This is a genomic window from Streptomyces sp. NPDC002324 (genome assembly GCF_053593335.1).
In genome coordinates this window covers 21,435-41,182 of record NZ_JBSFCF010000024.1, presented here as the reverse complement: position 1 = coordinate 41,182, position 19,748 = coordinate 21,435, and the positions used below count along the sequence as shown (strand labels likewise).

Sequence of the window (19,748 nt, the reverse complement as noted above, 5' to 3'; positions counted from 1 at the left end):
TTCGGGCGGGTGGGCGCTCGGACCTCGTGGGGCCCCGCGGGGGGCGTGGTCAGACCTTGTCGACGATGCCCGCCTTCCCCTCGGCCCGCGCGCAGTGGGCGCCGCAGTACCAGTGGCCCTCGACCTCGACGCCCTGGCCGATGATCTGCACCCGGCAGTGCTCGCAGATGGGGGCCATGCGGTGGATCGCGCAGGAGAAGCAGTCGAAGACGTGCACCGCGCCCTGTGCGTGGATCTCGAAGGTCATGCCGTAGTCATTGCCGCAAACTTCGCATCTCGCCATGCGCCACAGGGTGAGCCGTCACCACCGCGCGGGCGAGCGGGCGGCGGGCGAGTCGCGCGGCAATCACCCATCCGTACGGCCGCCGCCGCGGGCCGTCCCGCCGCTCAGTCGTCGGCGGGCTCGACATCGCGCAGCAGCTGTCCGAACGCCGCCTCGTCCACGACCGGCGTCCCGTACTGCCGGGCCTTGACGACCTTCGACGTGTTCGAGTCCGGGTCGTTGGTGACGAGCAGGCTGGTCACCCGGGACAGGCTGGTCGCCACGTGCAGCCCGGCCTCGATCGCCCGGTCCTCCAGCAGATCGCGCTCGATCGACGTGTCCCCGGAGAAGGCGACCCGCATGCCCTGCTTGAGCGGTTTGCCGTCTTCGTAACGCCCGGGGTTGGGGTGGGGGCAGGCGGGCCGCTTCCGGGCGGGCCGCCAACTGGTGGGCCGGTAGCCGCCGTAGCCACCGGGGCCCGCCTGCTGTCCGATCCGGGGCGCGGCGGGGCTGTCCCGCCACTCGGTCAGCGGCCGGCACTCGTGCAGCGGGAGCCGTACGTTGCCCGCGGCGGCGACCCGCAGGCTCGGCCGGAACGCCTCCGCCAGCACCCGCGCGTCGTCCAGAGCGTGGTGCGCCCGCTGCTGGACCACCCCGAAGTGCGCCGCGAGCGACTCCAGTTTGTGGTTGGGCAGCGGCAGACCCAGCTCCTTCGACAGCGCGATCGTGCACAGCCGCTGCCGCACGGGCGCCTCGGTCTCCGCGCGCGCGTACTCGCGGGCGATCATCGACCAGTCGAACACCGCGTTGTGCGCGACGAGTACACGGTCGGCGAGCCGCGCCGAGAACTCCTGCGCGATCTCCCGGAAGAGCGGCGCCCCTTCGAGCACGTCACTCGTCAGTCCGTGGATCCACACAGGGCCCGGGTCCCGCTCGGGATTCACCAGTGTGTACCAGTGGTCCTCGACCTCGCCCCGCGCGTCCAGTCTGTACACGGCCGCGGAGATTATCCGGTCGTCCCGGGACAGTCCGGTCGTCTCCACGTCGACGACCGCGTACCCCTGCGGATACGCGGCCGGCCAAGGCGCCTGCGACGCTGCGGTCGTGTGGTCTTCGAGCATGGTCCCTGAGGATACGGGCCGCGACTGACAGCCTGTTACCGCGTCGGCGGACGCGGCAGGTCGGGCGCGGCGTCGTACAACTCCGTACGGGCACGCGGCAGTCGCCTCCGGTGTCGGCGCCCGCCATCGCTCGCGTCGCGGGCCGGGGCGCCCGCCGACCGTGCGCCCCGCGTTCCCGTATTGGTGGAGGGCGCCAAGAAGCAAGCGCGTACCACCGGAAATACTTGTCAGTAACAACGTCTAGCCGCCGCCGACCAGCGGATCTACCGTGCCCACATGCCGAACCTGCCCGATGTCGTGCTGTGGTCGATACCCGCCTTCGTGCTGCTCACCGTGATCGAGGTGATCAGTGTCCGGATCCATCCGGACGACGATGCCGCCGGGTACGACACGAAGGACGCCGCGACCAGTGTCGGCATGGGGCTCGGGAGCCTCGCCTTCGACTTCCTCTGGAAGATCCCGATCGTCGCGATCTACACGGCCGTCCACGAGTTGACCCCGCTGCGCGTCCCGGTCCTGTGGTGGACGATCCCGCTGATGCTGCTCGCGCAGGACTTCTTCTACTACTGGTCGCACCGCGGCCACCACGTGATCCGGATCCTCTGGGCCTGTCACGTGGTCCACCACTCCAGCCGCAGGTTCAACCTGACCACCGCCCTGCGGCAGCCCTGGACGACGCTGACCGTCTGGCCCTTCTACGTCCCGCTCGTCGCCCTCGGCGTGCACCCGGCCGCGCTCGCCTTCTGCTCCTCCGCCAACCTCGTCTACCAGTTCTGGATCCACACCGAGCGGATCGGGAAGCTGCCCCGTGCGTTCGAGTTCGTGTTCAACACGCCCTCGCACCACCGGGTCCACCACGCCTCCCAGGGCGGTTACCTGGACCGTAACTTCGGCGGCATCCTCATCGTCTGGGACCGGCTCTTCGGGTCCTTCGTGGAGGAGACCGAGCGGCCGGTGTACGGGCTGACGAAGAACATCGACACCTACAACCCGCTGCGGGTCGCCACCCACGAGTACGTCTCCATCGCCAGGGACCTGCAGCGGGCCGGCGGTTGGGGCGAGCGGGCGGGCCGGGTCTTCCGCGGGCCGGGCTGGCAGCCCGCACGGCCGCCCGAGCACGCCACGGCGGCCGGGCAGGACGCGGCGGCCGGGCAGGACGCGGCGGCCGGGCAGGACGCGGCGGCCGGCCAGGGCGCGGCCACCGTCGGGGAGACCGCCGCGTGAGACGACCGGACAGGGCAACCGCCCTCCTCGTCGCCTTCGGGACCGCCGCCGTGGTCGACCTCGGTGCCCTCACCCTCGGCCTCACCCCCGGGCACACCGTCGCCAAGCCCCTGCTGATGCCGTTGCTCGCGGCGTACGCGTACACGCGCGGTGCCCCACGACCGCTGCTCGCGGCCCTGCTGTTCGGCTGGGGCGGCGATGTCCTGCTCCTCTCCGACGCCGAACCGGCCTTCCTCGCCGGGATGGCCGCTTTCGCCGCGGGCCACGTCTGCTATCTCGTCCTGTTCGGGAGGTCCGACAAGCCCGGGCGGCTCGTGTACGCCGTCGGGTACGGCCTCGCCCTGATCGCCGCCGTCGCGAGCCTGTGGCCCGGTCTGCCGGCGGACCTACGGCTCCCCGTCGCCGGCTACAGCGCCCTGTTGACCACGATGGCGTGGGCCGCCGCACGGCTCGGGCCCGTCGCGGGGCTCGGCGGCGCGCTCTTCGTGGTGTCGGACATGCTCATCGCGACCGGCGTGGCCGACTGGCCGCAGCCGCCCCGCCCCGAGCTGTGGATCATGCTCACCTATCTGGCGGCCCAGTACCTGCTGGTCCGTGGCGTCCTCGGCAGCCCCGGCGACCGGCACCCGGCCACCCCGGCGTACGACACGGCGAACCCGGCCTGACCGAACCGAACGACGAGACCACCGACCGTCCTTCGCACCGCGGACACCCGGCGCCGCTCACCAGCGGATCGGCACCGGCAGCGCCGTCAGCAGGGCCGACACCGCGACGACCGCGCCCAGGACGGTCACCTCGGCGCGGGCGAAGGCGTCGGCGTCGGGCCGGCCGCCGGTCGGGTGGCGCAGGCGCTGCCGGGCCCGCAGGGCGAGGGCGGCGACGGCGGTGACCAGGAGCACCTTGGCCAACAGGGCGCGTCCGTACGCCGTTTCCGTCAGCTGGTCCAGGGCCGTGCCCGGTGGCATGCGGCGCAGCGTGCTCCACACGCCGGTGGCGGTGACGGCGGCCAGCAGGAGGGCGGCCACGCGCGCGTAGCGGCCCAGCAACGCGGTGCCCGCCCGCGTCGAGCGCCACGCGCGTGTGCGCAGTGTCCGCAGGACGTGGAGCAGTCCGCCGGCCCACAGCGCCGCACACGTCAGATGCACCAGGGTCAGGCCGGTGCCGACGAGCGGGCCGTACTCCGTGGCGGGGTGCGCCCGCAGTGCCTCCGCGACGACGAGCGCGGCCAGGGGCAGCGCCTGGGCGGCCGGCCTGCGGGAGAGCGCGAGCAGGCCGGCCGCCGCGAAGGCGTTCACCTCCAGCAGCGCGAGTCTGCCGTCCCGGGTCGCGTACAGCCCGCCCACGTCCAGGTCGGCGGGGGAGTCCGGCACCAGATTGCCCGTGGCCACCACCGAGGCCAGCCCCGACGCTGCCACGAACCCGGCCACCGCCGCCCAGGGCGCCCAACTGCGCGGCACCTCCGGCGAGGCACCCGGCACCCGTCGTGCCAGCCACCCCACGAACAGCTCGCCCACCGGCACACACAGCGCCGCCAGCAGCACCGCCCGCAGCAGCGCGACGCCCCCGGCCCCGGGCGCCCCGGCCTCACCCGTACCGTCCAGCGCGGCACGCGGCCCGAGCAGGGGGATCAGCGCACCCGCGCCCACCAGGACGAGGACGGCGACCGCCCTGCCGGCCCGGCCTCCGGGCGGTCCGGTCCGTCGCCCGGCACCGCGCTCCGGCTCGTCCGCCCCCGCCTCCGTCGCCTCAGCGGTCCCACTCGTCAGGCTCACCCCGAAAAGTTCACCAGTCGCACCAGAACCATGCAAGTGCCGGATAACAACTGGCAGTTCGACATTGCCCCCATACGTACGGGTGGGCGGCCCCGGTGACTCAGTCCCAGCGCGGCCCGTCCGCGCCCCAGGGCCCCGGCGGCCGAGCCCAGTCGCCGGGCCCGCCCTCGAACGACACCGGCGACAGGGCGTACCGCAGCCGCCCGAGCCGGCTGTCCCGCTCGGCGAGCCACGCCTCCGGGCCTTCGTACGCCGCGCCCTCGTCCTCGCCCGAGGCCTGCCCGATCCCGCCCGTCAGCCAGGCCGCCGTACGGGCCAACGACAGCCGGACGACCCGGCTGTACCCCTGCTCCGTCCGGTCGGTGAGCGCCCTCAGCACGGCCGCCGCCATCAGGTACCCCGTCCCGTGGTCGAGCGCCTGCGCCGGCAGCGCGCCCGGCCGTTCCTCCGTACCCTCGATCGCCGCGATGCCCGTCGCCACCTGCACCAGACTGTCGAACCCCCGTCGCCCGGCCCACGGCCCGTCCGCGCCCCACGCCGAGAGCTGCGCCACGACCGCGCCGGACCGCCGCGAGACCAGCGCGTCCGGTGACAGTCCGAAGCGGTCTAGGGAGCCCGGCCGGTAGCCGGTGACGACGACGTCCGCGGAGGCCAGCAGGTCCTCGAAGGCCCGCCGGTCGGCGGTGCGGCCCAGGTCGAGGGTCGTCGACCGCTTCCCGGATCCGGTGTCGGTGTGCTGGTCGGGGATCTCCGGCATCCCCGGCGGGTCCACGCGCAGCACGTCCGCGCCCAGCAGGGCGAGCGTGCGGGTGGCCACCGGGCCCGCGATGACCCGGGTCAGGTCCAGGACACGTACTCCGGCCGCGGGGAGCAGAGGCCCGCCCCCGACCGGCGCGAGCACGCGCGCGTACGCCGTGTCCAGCCGCTCGTGCTCCACCAGCGGCCGGGCCGCCACCGCCCCCGCCTGCCCGTGCGCCGCCCACTGCCCGGCCGTCCGCAGGGCGACCGCCAGGCCCCCGGCCGCGTACACCGTCTCCTCGACCTCCAGGGACGCCCGCTCGGCGAGGACGGCCTCGACGTCGGCGACGGGGTCGGGGGAGGTCTCCGGCACTCCCAATGCGGACAGCAACCGCCGTCGGTGGTGCGGGTAGTTGGCGTGCGTACGCACCCACCCGTCCGCCGTCCGCCAGAACCGCGACAGCGGCGCGAAGCTGACCGGCGCCCGTCCGTCGACCAGCAGATGACGCTCACTCACGAAGGTGGTGCCGACCGCCCCGTCGTCCACCCGCACCCGCGGCACCTGCGCGAGCCCGGCCCGTCGCGCCCCGAGTTCGGCCGCCGCCAGCGCGCACACCCCGACGCAGGTCCGCGCCAGCTCCCGCACCGGCAGCCGGGCTGGCAGCACCCCGTCCCGTACGACGGTCGAGACCCTCGGCAGCAGCGCGGGATCGCCGCCCAGGGCCGCCCACGCGTGATTCATGTCTGTCATGACCCGCACTATGCAACGAAGACCGGGACGGAGGGCGACAACGGAAACGGCCGGGCGGTGAGGTCACCGCCCGGCCGTACACGTCATGACCGTGCCCTCTCCTCGCGGAGGGTTACTTCTTGACGGCCTTCAGGGCGTTGACGATGCCGGCGCCGTAGAAGCCGTTCAGGTCCAGGGTGCCCTGGCACACCGCGTCCTGCGTGCCGTCACCGTTCTGGTCGTACGACGTCGGGCAGGCGTGCTTGTCCGCCTCGGCCTTCAGCAGCCGCTGCAGCCGCCCGGGGTTCGCGCCCGGGTGCGTGGACTTCAGCAGCGCGGCGACACCGGCGGCGTGCGGCGACGCCATCGAGGTGCCCTGGAGGAAGCCGTACGCGCCGTTCGGCATCGTGGACAGGATGCGGCCGTTCTTCGACGGCGTGTCCGGGATCTGGTAGCGGGCGTCGCCGCCCGGGGCCGCGATGTCGACGACACCGTTGCCGTAGGTGGAGTAGTACGACTTCTCGTTCTTCACGCCCGTCGCGCTCACCGTGACGACACCCGGCAGCTGGGTCGGGATGTCGAAGCACTCGCTCGGGTCGATGGTGCGCGGGACCGGAGTGGTGTCGTTGGGGCTGGAGGCGTCCGCGATCGCGTCGGAGGCGAGGTCGTGGTTGGAGTTGCCCGCCGACGCCAGGTTCAGCGTGCCTTCCTTGGTGGCGTACTCCTGCGCCCGGTTGACGGCGTCGACGATCGCCCGCTGGTCCGGGTCGTCCATGCAGTTGTAGAGCCAGGGGTCGACGTAGTAGCTGTTGTTCGTGATCTCCACGCCGTGGTCGGCGGCGAACACGAACGCGCAGACGACGCTCTCCGCGTAGAAGAGGCCGCTGACGCGGTCGGTCACGTTGATGCCGGAGACCTTCACGCCCGGCGCGACACCGGCGACGCCGACGCCGTTGCGGGCCGCGGCGATCTCACCGGCCACGTGCGTGCCGTGGTAGTCGCCCGCGGTGTAGGGACGCCAGGCGCCCTCACTGGTGTCCGCGACACCGCCGTTGCAGTTCGCCGACTGGGACTTGGAGAAGTTCGGCGCGAGGTCCGGGTGGGTGTCGTCGACGCCGGTGTCGATCACGGCGACGGTGACGTTCTTGCTCCCCGGGTTGATCGTCGCGGCCTTGTCGGCGCCGATCGCCCGCAGGTCCCACTGGTCGGCCTCGAGGGGCTCGGCGCCGGGCATGTCCGCCGAGGCGGCCTTCACCTTCGCGGCCTCTTCGGCCGTCAGGTAGTCGACGGCACCCACGTCCGTCGTACCGGCCGGCGTCAGCGGCGAGGTCCGGGTGGCACCGGCCGACTGCACACCGCGCACGGCGCGGATCTTCGCACCGAAGGCCGGGTCGGTCGAGTGGACCACGATCACGCCGATCTCGTCGTACGTGATCACGATCTTGCCGCCGGCCTCGGCTATCGCCTCCTGCACGGCGGCTATCGTGCGCTTGTTCGGCTTCGTGTTCACGACGTACGAGAGGTTCGGGCCCTCCGCGGTCGCGGCGGTGGACTTCGCGACCGGGGCCGCCGTGGCGACACCCGGCAGGAAACCGAGCGAGGCGGTCAGCGACAGGACGACCGGCACCGCGAGAGCGAGCCGTCGTCTGGAGCGCAGATGAGCCATGGGATCTCCACATCAGCTTCAAAGAAACCGGCCCCGGGCACACGTGTGCCTGGGCAGGTACATGACGTTGGTGGTGCAGCCCGAAGCTATCCCTGGTCGTCGTCGGCCAGCAACGACTTCACGGGCGGGAGGCCGAAGTAGAGGGGTAACCCTCGAAGTCACCGCACGTCCCGGCCGCTTCCGAATCGGTTTTCGAAAGAAACACACGCGGTTGAACCGGTCCCACCGCGCCGCCGTGACGTTGTGCAGGGAGCCCGAGCACGATCGTGCACCCGCCACCGAAGGAACAGAGCCCACCCCATGTCCGTACCCCATCCGACCCCCGACCCGACGGCGAAGAAGCCACCGTCCGCCGTCGCGACGGCGGCGCAGACGCGAGGAGACTCCGTGGCAACCGACGCACCGCCCCCCTCGAAGACCGAGCATCACCTCCCCTCACCCGAGGAGTTCGCCGCGGTCCATGAGAGCGCCGAGTTCGCCGAACTGCGCCGCTCCTACCGCTCGTTCGCCTTCCCGCTGACCGTGGCGTTCATCGCCTGGTACCTGCTGTACGTCCTGCTCTCCAACTACGCGGGCGACTTCATGGGCACCAAGCTCTTCGGCAACATCAACATCGCCTTCGTCCTCGGCATCGCCCAGTTCGTCACCACGTTCCTCATCGCCTGGTGGTACTCGCGGCACGCCGCCGCGAAGCTCGACCCCAAGGCCGAGGCGATCAAGTCCCGGATGGAGGGCGGCGCATGAGCCCCGCACAGCAGACGTTCCTCGCGGCCAACGAGGCCAGCCAGCACCGGCCGCTCATCATCACCCTCTTCGGCCTGTTCGTCCTGGCGACGCTCGCCATCACCGTCTGGGCCGGCCGCCAGACCAAGGACGCCGCCGACTTCTACGCGGGCGGCCGCCAGTTCAGCGCCTTCCAGAACGGCCTCGCGGTCTCCGGCGACTACATGTCGGCGGCCTCGTTCCTCGGCATCGCCGGCGCCATCGCCCTCTTCGGCTACGACGGCTTCCTCTACTCCATCGGCTTCCTGGTCGCCTGGCTGGTCGCCCTCCTGCTGGTCGCCGAGCCGCTGCGCAACTCCGGCCGCTACACGATGGGCGACGTCCTCGCCTACCGCATGCGCCAGCGCCCCGTCCGCACCGCGGCCGGTACCTCCACGATCGTCGTGTCGATCTTCTACCTGCTGGCCCAGATGGCCGGCGCGGGCGTCCTCGTCTCGCTGCTCCTCGGCATCACCTCCGACGCGGGCAAGATCCTCATCGTCGCCCTCGTCGGCATCCTCATGATCGTCTACGTCTCCATCGGCGGCATGAAGGGCACCACCTGGGTCCAGATGGTCAAGGCCGTCCTCCTCATCGGCGGCACGATCCTCATCACGTTCCTGGTGCTGCTGAAGTTCAACTTCAACATCTCCGATCTGCTCGGCACCGCCGCCGAGAACAGCGGCAAGGGCGCCGCCTTCCTGGAGCCCGGCCTCCAGTACGGCGCGACCGGCACCTCCAAGCTGGACTTCATCTCCCTCGGCATCGCCCTGGTCCTCGGCACCGCCGGCCTGCCGCACATCCTGATCCGCTTCTACACGGTGCCCAACGCCAAGGCCGCCCGTAAGTCCGTGAACTGGGCCATCGGCATCATCGGCGGCTTCTACCTGATGACCATCGCCCTCGGCTTCGGCGCCGCCGCGCTGATCTCCCAGGACGAGATCATCGCCTCCAACCCGTCGGGCAACACGGCGGCCCCGCTGCTCGCCCTGCACCTGGGCGGCGTCGACTCGGCCTGGGGCGCGATCCTGCTGGCCACCATCTCCGCGGTGGCCTTCGCGACGATCCTCGCCGTGGTCGCCGGCCTCACCCTCGCCTCGTCGTCCTCCTTCGCGCACGACATCTACGCCAACGTCATCCGCAAGGGGAAGGCCTCCGGCGCCGAGGAGGTCCGCGCGGCCCGCTGGGCGACCGTCTTCATCGGCATCGTCTCCATCGGCCTCGGCGCTCTCGCCCGCGACCTGAACGTGGCCGGCCTCGTCGCCCTCGCCTTCGCGGTCGCGGCCTCCGCCAACCTGCCGACGATCCTCTACAGCCTCTTCTGGAAGAAGTTCACCACCCAGGGCGCGCTGTGGTCGATCTACGGCGGTCTCATCGTCGCCGTCGGCCTGGTGCTGTTCTCGCCCGTCGTCTCCGGCGACCCGAAGGCGATGTTCCCGGACGTCGACTTCCACTGGTTCCCGCTGAAGAACCCGGGCATCATCTCCATCCCGTTCGGCTTCCTCATGGGCTTCCTCGGCACCGTCCTGTCCAAGGAGAAGCCCGACACCGGCAAGTACGCCGAGCTGGAGGTCCGGTCCCTCACGGGCACCGGCGCGCACTGATCCGGCCACCCCGCCCGGGGCCGTCGTAGATCCCTACGGCGGCCCCGCGCCGTGTCCGGTCGTAGGGACCTACGGCGATTCCGCGCCGCATCTCGTGCGATCGGGCCGGTGATGTTGTCAGCGGTGTCACGTAGGCTCGCAAGTGTCGTCAAACCTGTGATCGCTACGAGGGAGGGGGCCCACGTGCTCATCGACACCTACGGCCGAGTGGCCACCGACCTGAGGGTCTCGCTGACCGACCGGTGCAATCTGCGCTGCACGTACTGCATGCCCGAGGAGGGCCTGCAGTGGCTGGCCAAGCCCGACCTGCTCGACGACGACGAGATCGTCCGCCTCATCGACATAGCCGTCCGCACCCTGGGCATCACGGAGGTCCGCTTCACCGGCGGCGAGCCGCTGCTGCGCCCCGGCCTGGTCGGCATCGTGGAGCGCGTGGCGGCCCTCGCCCCCCGCCCCCAGATGTCCCTCACCACCAACGGCATCGGCCTCAAGCGCACGGCGACGGCCCTGAAGGCGGCCGGCCTGGACCGGGTGAACGTCTCCCTGGACACCATCCGCCCGGACGTCTTCAAGACCCTCACCCGCCGGGACCGCCACAAGGACGTCCTCGAAGGCCTGGCCGCCGCCCGCGACGCCGGCCTGACCCCCGTCAAGGTCAACTCGGTCCTGATGCCGGGCCTGAACGACGACGAGGCCCCCGACCTCCTGGCCTGGGCCGTGGAACACGACTACGAGCTGCGCTTCATCGAGCAGATGCCCCTGGACGCCCAGCACGGCTGGAAGCGCGACGGCATGGTGACGGCCGGCGACATCCTCACCTCCCTGCGCACCCGCTTCGACCTCACCCCGGAGGGCTCCGAGATCCGTGGCTCGGCCCCGGCGGAACGCTGGCTGGTCGACGGCGGCCCCCACCGCGTCGGCGTCATCGCCTCCGTCACCCGCCCGTTCTGCTCGGCCTGCGACCGCACCCGCCTCACCGCCGACGGCCAGGTCCGCACCTGCCTGTTCGCCCGTGAGGAGACCGACCTGCGTGCCGCGCTGCGCTCCGGCGCGCCCGACGAGGAGATCGCCCGGATCTGGCGCCTGGCGATGTGGGGCAAGAAGGCGGGCGCGGGCCTGGACGACCCGTCGTTCGTGCAGCCGGACCGGCCGATGTCGGCGATCGGCGGCTGACAGGGAGGACCGCGCGCTCTACGGCGCCGGTTCCTCCCACTCGTCCAGCTTCACGACGTCCTTCAGGAACCCCCGCACACCCAGGAACTGCGAGAGGTGCTCCCGGTGCTCGTCGCACGCGAGCCATGTCTTGCGGCGCTCGGGCGTGTGCAGCTTCGGGTTGTTCCAGGCGAGTACCCAGACCGCGTCGGCCCGGCAGCCCTTGGCCGAACAGAGGGGGGAGGACGGATCGGAACCGGGGACGTCGAGGATGTTCACAGGTCGACCCTAGCCGCAGAAAAGGCGACGCCGAGCAGCCACGGGGGGAGCTGCCCGGCGTCGGTCTGTCGCTCCGACGGGGGATGCGGAGCGCGTACGAAGTATGTCACGGGTGGGCCTCTGCCCGGCACAGGAACTTCATGATTGATCTGAGCATTTCTTGAGCTTGGCGGGTGGCCGGATTCCGCTTCTTCCGGCTCCCCGGCGCTCAGAACCGCTCGCGCGACTCACCGCGAACGCCGCCCGCGGAATCGGCCGCGACGTCCTCCGGGGCGGATTGCGCGAAGCGCCCCCCGGCCCCGGAACCGGCCGAGGACGCGGCGTCCGTCTCCTGCGGCGGCGTGATCATCGGACGTGTCGGGGCGTGGACGAAGGTGGACGGCAGCGAGGGCGCGTTCTCCCGTCCCGCGTTGGCGATCACCACGGCCACGTACGGCAGCACCCCGCCGAGCACCAGTGCGACGACCGCGACGTGCCGTTCGACGTTCCAGAGCACCGCGGCGGCGATCACCGCGAGGGTACGGACGGACATCGAGATGATGTAGCGACGCTGCCGGGCGCGGACGTCGTCGGTGAGACCCTGCCGGGCGCCCGTGATCCGGAAGACCTCGACGTTTCCCTGCTTCCGCATCACGCTCCACCACCCGCCTGTATCGGACGCTCCCCGGTCCGTGCCCGCCCGCGCCGCCGCACGGAACGCGGTCCGGACACGTCCCACGGTACGCCGCGACTGCGACGCCTACGAGACCGGGGCACCCTGGGCGGGGAGTGGAGGAGATGCGCCGCGGCGCGTACGACCGTGCCCGACATGCGGCGTATGGCGGGCGGGCCGACACTGGGCGTACTGCTCACGTCGAGCCGTACGAGGAGGCAGCCATGGGCTGGTTGTGGGCGATCATCGTGGGATTCATCCTGGGCCTGCTGGCCAAGGCCATCCTGCCGGGCAAGCAGCACAGCCCGCTCTGGCTGACGACGATCTTCGGCATGCTGGGCGCCGTCATCGGCAACGCGATCGCACGCGGCTTCGGGGTCGAGGAGACCGCCGGGATCGACTGGAGCCGCCACATCTTCCAACTGGTCGCCGCGATCGTCATCGTGGCGTTCGGCGACATGGCCTACATGGCGACCCTGGGCAAGCGGAAGCAGCGGACCTGAGCCCCAGGGACCCACAAGGGGCGCGAGGAATCCGCGAGCGACCACGACCGAGCGGCACTCGCCGGACACCCCACGCCCCTACGGCGCCTAGGCCCCGGTCACCTCGACCGCGGCCAGGTTCTTCTTCCCACGACGCAACACCAGCCACCGTCCGTGAAGGAGATCCTCGGACGCCGGCACCGCGTCCTCGGCGGTGACCTTCACGTTGTTCACGTAGGCCCCGCCCTCCTTCACGGTCCGCCGCCCCGCGGACTTGCTCGGCACCAGACCGACCTCCACGAGGAGATCCACGACCGGCGCCAGCTCGGGCACCTTCGCGTGCGGCAGCTCGGACAGCGCCGCGGCCAGCGTCTTCTCGTTCAGCTCCGCCAGCTCGCCCTGCCCGAAGAGGGCACGGGACGCGGCGATCACGGCGGCCGTCTGCTCCGCCCCGTGCACCAGCGTCGTCAGCTCCTCGGCCAGCGCGCGCTGCGCGGCCCGCGCCTGCGGCCGCTCCTCGGTCTGCCGCTCCAACTCCTCCAACTCCGCACGGGACTTGAAGGACAGAATCCGCATGTACCCGCTGATGTCCCGGTCGTCCACGTTCAGCCAGAACTGGTAGAACGCGTACGGCGTCGTCATCTCCGGGTCGAGCCAGACGGCGCCGCCCTCGGTCTTGCCGAACTTGGTGCCGTCCGCCTTGGTCATCAGCGGAGTGGCCAGCGCGTGCGCCTGTACGCCGGGCTCCAGCCGGTGGATCAGGTCCAGACCGGCCGTGAGGTTGCCCCACTGGTCGCTGCCGCCCTGCTGGAGGGTGCAGCCGTACCTGCGGTAGAGCTGCAGGAAGTCCATGCCCTGGAGGATCTGGTAGCTGAACTCGGTGTAGCTGATCCCCTGGTCGGACTGCAGCCGACGGGCGACGGAGTCCTTCGCCAGCATCTTGTTGACGCGGAAGTGCTTGCCGATGTCCCGCAGGAACTCGATGGCGGACAGGCCCTCGGTCCAGTCGAGGTTGTTGACCATGACGGCCGCGTTCTCACCCTCGAAGGAGAGGAACGGCTCGATCTGGGCACGCAGCCTGCCGACCCAGCCCGCGACCGTCTCCGGGTCGTTCAGCGTGCGCTCCGCCGTCGGGCGGGGGTCGCCGATCAGGCCCGTCGCCCCGCCGACCAGTGCCAGCGGCCGGTGCCCGGCCTGCTGGAGCCGGCGCACGGTGAGCACCTGCACCAGGTGTCCGACGTGCAGGGACGGCGCGGTCGGGTCGAAACCGCAATAGAACGTGACGGGACCGTCCGCGAGCGCCTTGCGCAAAGCGTCCTCGTCGGTGGACAGGGAGAACAGCCCCCGCCACTTCAGCTCGTCGACGATGTCCGTCACGGTTCTCATGTCTCCTTGATTGAGCTGGTCATCGGGTACGAGGTTATACGCCCTGGCTGACAGAACTCATATTGAAATCCGGCACCCGCAGCGCGGGCATCGCGGCCCTGGTGAAGTAGTCGCTCCACTCGCGCGGCAGCGTCTTCTCCGTGCGCCCGGCCTCGGTGGCCCGGCCGAGCAGGTCCACCGGCGACTCGTTGAAACGGAAGTTGTTGACCTCGCCCGTGACCTCGCCGTTCTCCACGAGGTAGACGCCGTCCCGGGTCAGCCCGGTCAGCAGCAGCGTCGCCGGGTCCACCTCGCGGATGTACCACAGGCAGGTCAGCAGCAGCCCGCGCCGGGTGCCGGCGACCATCTCCTCCAGGGAGTGGTCCTCGCCGCCGTCCAGGATCAGGTTGCCGATCGTGGGCACCACCGGCAGCCCGGTCAGGCCCGCGCTGTGCCGGGTGGTCGGCAGGTTCGCGATCTCACCCCCGCTGATCCACTCGGTCTCCCGCAGCGGCAGGCCGTTGTCGAACACCGAGCTGTCGCCGCCGGAGGAGTGGGCCAGCACGAAGGGCGCGGACTCCAGGCCCGGCTCGCCGGGGTCGCTGCGCAGGGTCAGCGGCAGGTCGGTCAGCCGCTCGCCGATCCGCGTGCCGCCACCGGGCTTGCTGAACACCGTCCTGCCCTCGGCCGCGTCCCGCGCCGACGCCGACCACATCTGGTAGATCAGCAGGTCGGAGACGGCTGTCGGCGGCAGCAGGGTCTCGTACCGGCCGGCCGGCAGGGGCACCCGTCGCTCGGCCCAGCCCAGCCGTACGGCCAGCTCGGCGTCCAGGGCCGCCGGGTCGACGTCCTTGAAGTCCCGGGTGGAGCGCCCCGCCCAGGCCGAGCGCTTGCGGTCCGGGGACTTGGCGTTCAGCTCCAGCGTCCCGTTCGGCTGGTCGTGGCGCAGACGCAGCCCCGTGGACGTTCCGAGGTAGCTCGACACCAGCTCGTGGTTGGCGAAGCCGTACAGCTCCCGGCCGCCCGCACGCGCGCGGGCGAAGGACTCCCCGAGTGCCGGCGCGAAGTCGGCGAACACGGCGGAGGAGGTCTCGGCGGGCGCGTCCGTGAAGTCGGGGGAGTGCGCCACGCCCGTGACCAGCGGCTGGGCGTCCTCGGCGGGCCCGGCGCCCCGCGCGGCGGCCTCGGCGGCCCGCACCAGCGGCTCCAGCTCCTCGGCGGTGACGGCGGACCGCGACACCACTCCCGAGGCGGTGCCCTCCTTGCCGTCGACGGTGGCGATCACGGTCACCGACCGGCCCCGGGTGACCCCGTTCGTGGTCAGCGCGTTGCCCGCCCACCGCAGGTTCGCCGTCGAGTACTCGTCGGCGATCACCACACAGCCGTCGGCCCGGGACAGCGCGAGGGCCCGCTCGACGATCTCGTGCGGCTTGCTGGTACGGGCGCTCATCGACCGGCCTCCTGCGTGGTGTTGAGAATGTTGACTCCCTTGAAGAGGGCCGACGGGCAGCCGTGCGACACCGCGGCGACCTGGCCCGGCTGGGCCTTCCCACAGTTGAAGGCACCGCCCAGGACGTAGGTCTGCGGCCCGCCGACGGCCGCCATGGAACCCCAGAAGTCGGTCGTCGTCGCCTGGTACGCGACGTCCCGCAGCTGACCGGTGATCCGGCCGTTCTCGATCCTGAAGAACCGCTGCCCGGTGAACTGGAAGTTGTACCGCTGCATGTCGATGGACCACGACCGGTCCCCGACGACGTAGATCCCCCGGTCGACCCCGCCGATCAGGTCCTCGGTGGACATCCCGGCCGGGTCCGGCTTCAGCGACACATTGGCCATGCGCTGCACCGGCACATGTCCGGGGGAGTCGGCGTACGCGCAGCCGTTGGAGCGGCCGAGACCGGTCAACCTGGCGATCCGCCGGTCGAGTTGGTATCCGACGAGGGTGCCGTCCCTCACCAGGTCCCAGCTCTGGCCCGCCACGCCCTCGTCGTCGTACCCGATGGTCGCCAGGCCGTGCTCGGCGGTGCGGTCACCGGTGACGTTCATCAGCTCGGAGCCGTAGCGCAGCTTGCCGAGCTTGTCGAAGGTGGCGAAGGACGTGCCGGCGTACGCGGCCTCGTAGCCGAGCGCGCGGTCCAGCTCGGTGGCGTGACCGATGGACTCGTGGATGGTCAGCCACAGGTTGGAGGGGTCGACGACCAGGTCGTACACGCCCGACTCGACGCTCGGCGCCCGCATCTTCTCGGCGAGCAGTTCCGGGATCCGTGCCAGCTCGTCGTCCCAGTCCCAGCCGGTGCCCGTCAGGTACTCCCAGCCGCGCCCGACCGGCGGCGCCAGCGTCCGCATCGAGTCGAACTCACCGCTGGACTCGTCGACCGACACGGCGGTCAACGACGGGTGCAGCCGTACGCGCTGCTGGGTGGTCACGGTCCCGGCGGTGTCGGCGTAGAACTTGTTCTCGTGCACGGTGAGCAGCGAGGCGTCCACGTGGTTGATCCCGTCGGCCGCCAGCAGCCGCGTGCTCCACTCGGTGAGCAGCGCGGTCTTCTCCTCGTCGGGGACGGTGAAGGGGTCGATCCCGTACGACGAGATCCAGGTCTTCTCCGCGTGCACGGGCTCGTCGGCCAGCTCCACGCGCTCGTCCGACCCGGCTGCCTTGATGACCTGCGCGGACAGCTTGGCCATCGCCACGGCCTGCGAGGCGACCTTGGCGGCGGCGTCCATCGTCAGGTCCACCCCGGAGGCGAACCCCCAGGTCCCGCCGTGCACCACCCGCACCGCGTACCCGAGGTCCGTCGTGTCCGACGACCCGGCCGGCTTCGCGTCCCGCAGCCGCCAGGACGCGCTGCGCACCCGCTCGAACCGGAAGTCCGCGTGATCGGCGCCGAGGGCACGCGCGCGGGCGAGCGCGGCGTCGGCCAGTGCCCTCAGCGGTAGTGCCGTGAAGGCTTCGTCGATGGAATGAGGCACCGAGGGTCTCCCTGTTGCCGAGCGGTTGTCGTGGCCTGTCGGATCCGATCATGTCGCGCCCGCGGGCACGTGGACCACATCTTTGCGCCTGCGGACGCCGCACATTCTGTAGGGACCCCACAGCGCCGTCCCCGAGCCACTGTCACAGCTCGAATGCCCGCCCGGCGGACCGGACCGATAGGTTTTCGGGGAAGGCGCCTACCGTCCAGCCATGCTGGCAGGCGTTCCGACCGCTAAGGAAAGGGTGATCCGTTGAGCCGCTCGGTTCTCGTCACCGGAGGCAACCGGGGCATCGGCCTCGCCATCGCCCGCGCGTTCGCCGACGCCGGCGACAAGGTCGCCGTCACGTACCGCTCGGGGGAGCCGCCGGCCGGCTTCCTGGCCGTCAAGTGCGACATCACCGACTCCGAGCAGGTGGAGCAGGCCTACAAGGAGATCGAGGCCCAGCACGGCCCCGTGGAGGTCCTGATCGCCAACGCCGGCGTCACCAAGGACCAGCTCCTGATGCGCATGTCCGAGGAGGACTTCACCTCGGTCATCGACACCAACCTCACGGGCACCTTCCGCGTCGTCAAGCGCGCCAACCGCGGCATGCTGCGTGCCAAGAAGGGCCGCGTCGTCCTCATCTCCTCGGTCGTGGGCCTCTACGGCTCGCCCGGGCAGGCCAACTACGCCGCCTCCAAGGCCGCCCTGGTCGGCTTCGCGCGCTCCCTCGCCCGTGAGCTGGGTTCGCGCGACATCACCTTCAACGTCGTCGCCCCCGGCTTCGTCGACACCGACATGACCAAGGTGCTCACCGACGAGCAGCGCGCGGGCATCGTGAAGCAGGTGCCGCTCGGCCGGTACGCGCAGCCCGAGGAGATCGCCGCGACGGTGCGGTTCCTCGCCTCGGACGACGCCTCGTACATCACTGGAGCCGTCATCCCCGTAGACGGCGGACTGGGAATGGGTCACTGATCACCATGAGCGGAATCCTCGAAGGCAAGCGCGTCCTGATCACCGGTGTGCTGATGGAGTCCTCCATCGCCTTCCACACCGCCAAGCTGGCCCAGGAGCAGGGCGCCGAGATCATCCTGACCGCGTTCCCGCGGCCCACGCTGACCGAGCGCATCGCCAGGAAGCTCCCCAAGCCCACCAAGGTCATCGAGCTGGACGTCACCAACGACGAGCACCTCGGGCGGCTGGCCGACATCGTCGGCGAGGAGCTGGGCGGCCTCGACGGCGTGGTCCACTCCATCGGTTTCGCCCCGCAGGACGCCCTCGGCGGCAACTTCCTGAACACGCCGTTCGAGTCCGTCGCCACCGCGATGCACGTCTCGGCGTACTCCCTGAAGTCGCTGACCATGGCCTGCCTGCCGCTGATGCAGAACGGCGGCTCGGTCGTCGGCCTCACTTTCGACGCCAAGTTCGCCTGGCCGCAGTACGACTGGATGGGCCCGGCCAAGGCCGCCCTGGAGGCCACCAGCCGTTACGTCGCCCGTGACCTGGGCAAGCAGAACATCCGCTGCAACCTCGTCTCCGCCGGCCCCCTCGCCTCGATGGCCGCCAAGTCCATCCCGGGCTTCGGCGAGCTGGCCGCGGTGTGGGACGACCGTTCGCCGCTGGAGTGGGACCTCAAGGACCCCGAGCCGGCCGGCCGCGGTGTCGTCGCGCTGCTGAGCGACTGGTTCCCGAAGACCACCGGCGAGATCATCCACGTGGACGGCGGACTGCACGCGATCGGCGCGTAGCACTGCCGCCTGGGCTCCACCGGCGCATGAGGGCGCGCATCCATTCGGGTGCGCGCCCTTGCCGTACTCCTCTTCGCGGGGACGATCACTCGTTCGGCTCATCCGGCGGGGCGCCGGGGCCCGGTGCCACGCACGCTGGACGTACACCGCTCAGCCGCTCGGCCTGAGGAGGTCCCCTTGTGCGCGTCTCCCGCAGCATCGCCCCAGCGGTCCTCGCCCTCGCCCTGGCCCTCGTCCCCGCCCTCCCGTCCGACGCGAGCACGGCCGACGCGCGTCCGGCCGACCGGCCCGACCCCTTCGGGGCGGCCTGCCGCAGCACCGTCACCGGCTCCCGGGTGATCGCGCACTGCTACAACCCCTATGTGGCCGTCGACCGTGTCCGGCTGCACATCGAGTGCGCGCGGTGGTGGGACATCGACAGCGACAGTGCCGCGGTCGCGGCCGGACCGGCGCAGACCGTACGGCTCGCCGGGCGCTGCTGGAAGGAAGTCCGCTCGGTGTGGTTCAGCCACCAGCGGGCGGAGGGCTGACCCGGCCCGGGCGGCAGTGGAAGGGATAGCCGGCCGCCTCAGCCGCCGCCGTCCCGGCGTCACCCGCGCGGATCGCGTCCACCAGGCGGGCGTGGTCCATGTACGTCTCCGGGGTCAGCTCCTCGCCCACGTCACCGCGCAGCCAGTCCCGCAGCACCTCGCCCAGGTCCGCGTAGACCGCCGTGACGACGTCGTTGTGGGACGCGGCCACGACCGCCATGTGGAAGGTCGCGTCGGCGGTCACGAAGGCTTCCGTGTCGCCGGACGCCCACGCCTCCTCACGGCGGGCGAGGAGCGCGTCCAGCTGCTTGAGGTCCTTCTCGGTGCGCCGCTCGGCGGCCAGTTTGGCGGCGTTCGACTCCAGGGCGGAGCGCAGCTCGGCGATGTGGGCCGGGTCGGCGTCCGCGAAGCGGCGGTGCATCACGCCCGCGAGTTCGCTGGTCGCGACGACATAGGTGCCGGAGCCCTGGCGGATGTCGAGCAGACCGTTGTGCGCGAGCGCGCGGACGGCCTCGCGGACCGTGTTCCGGGCGACGCCCAGCTCCTCGACCAGCTCGGGCTCGGTGGGGATGCGGGAGCCGACCGGCCACTCGCCCGAGGTGATCTGGTTCCGCAGGGCGGCGATGACCTGTTCGGACAGCACCGATCGGCGGGGATGGCTCAGCGGCATGGCACACCTTCGCATGTGCGGGCCGACCGGGAGAGACCG

The 19,748-nt window shown here is 71.4% G+C and carries 20 protein-coding genes; 9 read left to right on the top strand and 11 right to left on the bottom strand.

Annotated elements, in window-relative coordinates; translation table 11 throughout:
* Positions 1–49: 49 nt before the first annotated feature.
* Both ACWCRJ_RS27765 and ACWCRJ_RS27760 read right to left on the bottom strand, forming a co-directional pair.
* Complete coding sequence (locus ACWCRJ_RS27765; RefSeq protein ID WP_078531414.1) at positions 50–283, bottom strand: hypothetical protein; 234 nt, start codon at positions 281–283, stop codon at positions 50–52.
* Between the two features lie 104 nt (positions 284–387).
* Positions 388–1,383, bottom strand: coding sequence for a DEDDh family exonuclease (locus ACWCRJ_RS27760; protein WP_450941865.1), 996 nt, complete (start codon positions 1,381–1,383; stop codon positions 388–390).
* 276 nt (positions 1,384–1,659) lie between these two features.
* On the opposite strand from ACWCRJ_RS27760, the gene ACWCRJ_RS27755 reads away from it, so the two are divergent.
* Together ACWCRJ_RS27755 and ACWCRJ_RS27750 are read left to right on the top strand one after the other, a co-directional pair.
* A complete protein-coding gene (locus ACWCRJ_RS27755) occupies positions 1,660–2,607 on the top strand; it encodes a sterol desaturase family protein (RefSeq protein ID WP_450941864.1) in 948 nt (315 codons plus the stop codon).
* On the top strand, positions 2,604–3,272 hold the full coding sequence (locus tag ACWCRJ_RS27750; RefSeq protein ID WP_450941863.1) for a lysoplasmalogenase: 669 nt from the start codon (positions 2,604–2,606) through the stop codon (positions 3,270–3,272). Before ACWCRJ_RS27755 ends, ACWCRJ_RS27750 begins: the two co-directional genes overlap by 4 nt.
* A 57-nt stretch (positions 3,273–3,329) precedes the next feature.
* On the opposite strand, the gene ACWCRJ_RS27745 is transcribed toward ACWCRJ_RS27750, so the two are convergent.
* The 3 genes from ACWCRJ_RS27745 to ACWCRJ_RS27735 all read right to left on the bottom strand — a co-directional run bounded on the left by ACWCRJ_RS27745 (position 3,330) and on the right by ACWCRJ_RS27735 (position 7,513).
* A complete protein-coding gene (locus ACWCRJ_RS27745) occupies positions 3,330–4,379 on the bottom strand; it encodes a CopD family protein (protein ID WP_450941862.1) in 1,050 nt (349 codons plus the stop codon).
* Between the two features lie 100 nt (positions 4,380–4,479).
* Positions 4,480–5,868, bottom strand: coding sequence for a CoA transferase (locus tag ACWCRJ_RS27740; RefSeq protein WP_450941861.1), 1,389 nt, complete (start codon positions 5,866–5,868; stop codon positions 4,480–4,482).
* A gap of 112 nt (positions 5,869–5,980) precedes the next feature.
* Positions 5,981–7,513 carry a S8 family serine peptidase gene (locus ACWCRJ_RS27735; protein ID WP_450941860.1) on the bottom strand — a complete coding sequence of 511 codons (1,533 nt, stop codon included), beginning with the start codon at positions 7,511–7,513 and terminating at the stop codon, positions 5,981–5,983.
* Positions 7,514–7,900: 387 nt separating this feature from the next.
* On the opposite strand from ACWCRJ_RS27735, the gene ACWCRJ_RS27730 reads away from it, so the two are divergent.
* From ACWCRJ_RS27730 to moaA, 3 genes are all read left to right on the top strand, one after another.
* Positions 7,901–8,257 carry a DUF485 domain-containing protein gene (locus ACWCRJ_RS27730; protein WP_028796642.1) on the top strand — a complete coding sequence of 119 codons (357 nt, stop codon included), beginning with the start codon at positions 7,901–7,903 and terminating at the stop codon, positions 8,255–8,257.
* Positions 8,254–9,879 (top strand): solute symporter family protein, encoded by a 1,626-nt coding sequence (locus ACWCRJ_RS27725; protein WP_450941859.1) that lies wholly within the window; start codon positions 8,254–8,256, stop codon positions 9,877–9,879. The genes ACWCRJ_RS27730 and ACWCRJ_RS27725 overlap by 4 nt, the downstream gene beginning before the upstream one ends.
* A gap of 183 nt (positions 9,880–10,062) precedes the next feature.
* Entirely contained in the window at positions 10,063–11,052 is a 990-nt protein-coding gene (gene moaA, locus ACWCRJ_RS27720) for a GTP 3',8-cyclase MoaA (protein WP_450941858.1), read from the top strand.
* 18 nt (positions 11,053–11,070) lie between these two features.
* Here moaA and ACWCRJ_RS27715 read toward each other — a convergent pair whose 3' ends face one another.
* Positions 11,071–11,310 (bottom strand): hypothetical protein, encoded by a 240-nt coding sequence (locus ACWCRJ_RS27715; RefSeq protein ID WP_450941857.1) that lies wholly within the window; start codon positions 11,308–11,310, stop codon positions 11,071–11,073.
* A 208-nt stretch (positions 11,311–11,518) separates the two neighbouring features.
* Positions 11,519–11,941 (bottom strand): DUF3099 domain-containing protein, encoded by a 423-nt coding sequence (locus ACWCRJ_RS27710; protein WP_450941856.1) that lies wholly within the window; start codon positions 11,939–11,941, stop codon positions 11,519–11,521.
* 245 nt (positions 11,942–12,186) lie between these two features.
* Between ACWCRJ_RS27710 and ACWCRJ_RS27705 the strand changes: the two genes are divergently transcribed.
* Complete coding sequence (locus tag ACWCRJ_RS27705; protein WP_381198530.1) at positions 12,187–12,465, top strand: GlsB/YeaQ/YmgE family stress response membrane protein; 279 nt, start codon at positions 12,187–12,189, stop codon at positions 12,463–12,465.
* Between the two features lie 87 nt (positions 12,466–12,552).
* Here the strand turns inward: ACWCRJ_RS27705 and tyrS are convergent, their stop codons facing one another.
* From tyrS to ACWCRJ_RS27690, 3 genes are read right to left on the bottom strand one after another with little or no spacing between them, the layout of a single operon-like run.
* Complete coding sequence (tyrS, locus tag ACWCRJ_RS27700; protein WP_450941942.1) at positions 12,553–13,821, bottom strand: tyrosine--tRNA ligase; 1,269 nt, start codon at positions 13,819–13,821, stop codon at positions 12,553–12,555.
* Between the two features lie 43 nt (positions 13,822–13,864).
* Entirely contained in the window at positions 13,865–15,259 is a 1,395-nt protein-coding gene (locus ACWCRJ_RS27695; protein ID WP_450941855.1) for a metallopeptidase TldD-related protein, read from the bottom strand.
* The gene (locus ACWCRJ_RS27690; RefSeq protein WP_450941854.1) at positions 15,256–16,779 is read right to left on the bottom strand and encodes a TldD/PmbA family protein; all 1,524 of its coding nucleotides are present in this window, start codon (positions 16,777–16,779) and stop codon (positions 15,256–15,258) included. Before ACWCRJ_RS27690 ends, ACWCRJ_RS27695 begins: the two co-directional genes overlap by 4 nt.
* A 252-nt stretch (positions 16,780–17,031) precedes the next feature.
* On the opposite strand from ACWCRJ_RS27690, the gene fabG reads away from it, so the two are divergent.
* From fabG to ACWCRJ_RS27675, 3 genes are all read left to right on the top strand, one after another.
* Entirely contained in the window at positions 17,032–17,736 is a 705-nt protein-coding gene (fabG, locus tag ACWCRJ_RS27685) for a 3-oxoacyl-[acyl-carrier-protein] reductase (protein ID WP_450941853.1), read from the top strand.
* A 5-nt stretch (positions 17,737–17,741) separates the two neighbouring features.
* Positions 17,742–18,509, top strand: a complete 768-nt coding sequence (gene fabI, locus ACWCRJ_RS27680; RefSeq protein ID WP_005477633.1) for an enoyl-ACP reductase FabI — start codon at positions 17,742–17,744, stop codon at positions 18,507–18,509.
* Between the two features lie 179 nt (positions 18,510–18,688).
* Complete coding sequence (locus ACWCRJ_RS27675; protein WP_450941852.1) at positions 18,689–19,039, top strand: hypothetical protein; 351 nt, start codon at positions 18,689–18,691, stop codon at positions 19,037–19,039.
* On the opposite strand, the gene ACWCRJ_RS27670 is transcribed toward ACWCRJ_RS27675, so the two are convergent.
* Positions 19,014–19,709, bottom strand: coding sequence for a FadR/GntR family transcriptional regulator (locus ACWCRJ_RS27670; RefSeq protein WP_450941851.1), 696 nt, complete (start codon positions 19,707–19,709; stop codon positions 19,014–19,016). The genes ACWCRJ_RS27675 and ACWCRJ_RS27670 overlap by 26 nt on opposite strands.
* Between the last annotated feature and the right edge of the window lie 39 nt (positions 19,710–19,748).

Bases quoted from the DNA above. Each gene is read 5' to 3' on its own strand.
- ACWCRJ_RS27755 (WP_450941864.1), top strand. From the start codon at position 1,660: ATGCCGAACCTGCCCGATGTCGTGCTGTGGTCGATACCCGCCTTCGTG.
- ACWCRJ_RS27740 (WP_450941861.1), bottom strand. From the start codon at position 5,868: ATGACAGACATGAATCACGCGTGGGCGGCCCTGGGCGGCGATCCCGCG.
- ACWCRJ_RS27735 (WP_450941860.1), bottom strand. From the start codon at position 7,513: ATGGCTCATCTGCGCTCCAGACGACGGCTCGCTCTCGCGGTGCCGGTC.
- ACWCRJ_RS27760 (WP_450941865.1), bottom strand. From the start codon at position 1,383: ATGCTCGAAGACCACACGACCGCAGCGTCGCAGGCGCCTTGGCCGGCC.
- ACWCRJ_RS27725 (WP_450941859.1), top strand. From the start codon at position 8,254: ATGAGCCCCGCACAGCAGACGTTCCTCGCGGCCAACGAGGCCAGCCAG.
- ACWCRJ_RS27705 (WP_381198530.1), top strand. From the start codon at position 12,187: ATGGGCTGGTTGTGGGCGATCATCGTGGGATTCATCCTGGGCCTGCTG.
- ACWCRJ_RS27765 (WP_078531414.1), bottom strand. From the start codon at position 283: ATGGCGAGATGCGAAGTTTGCGGCAATGACTACGGCATGACCTTCGAG.
- fabI (WP_005477633.1), top strand. From the start codon at position 17,742: ATGAGCGGAATCCTCGAAGGCAAGCGCGTCCTGATCACCGGTGTGCTG.
- ACWCRJ_RS27695 (WP_450941855.1), bottom strand. From the start codon at position 15,259: ATGAGCGCCCGTACCAGCAAGCCGCACGAGATCGTCGAGCGGGCCCTC.
- ACWCRJ_RS27670 (WP_450941851.1), bottom strand. From the start codon at position 19,709: ATGCCGCTGAGCCATCCCCGCCGATCGGTGCTGTCCGAACAGGTCATC.
- ACWCRJ_RS27710 (WP_450941856.1), bottom strand. From the start codon at position 11,941: ATGCGGAAGCAGGGAAACGTCGAGGTCTTCCGGATCACGGGCGCCCGG.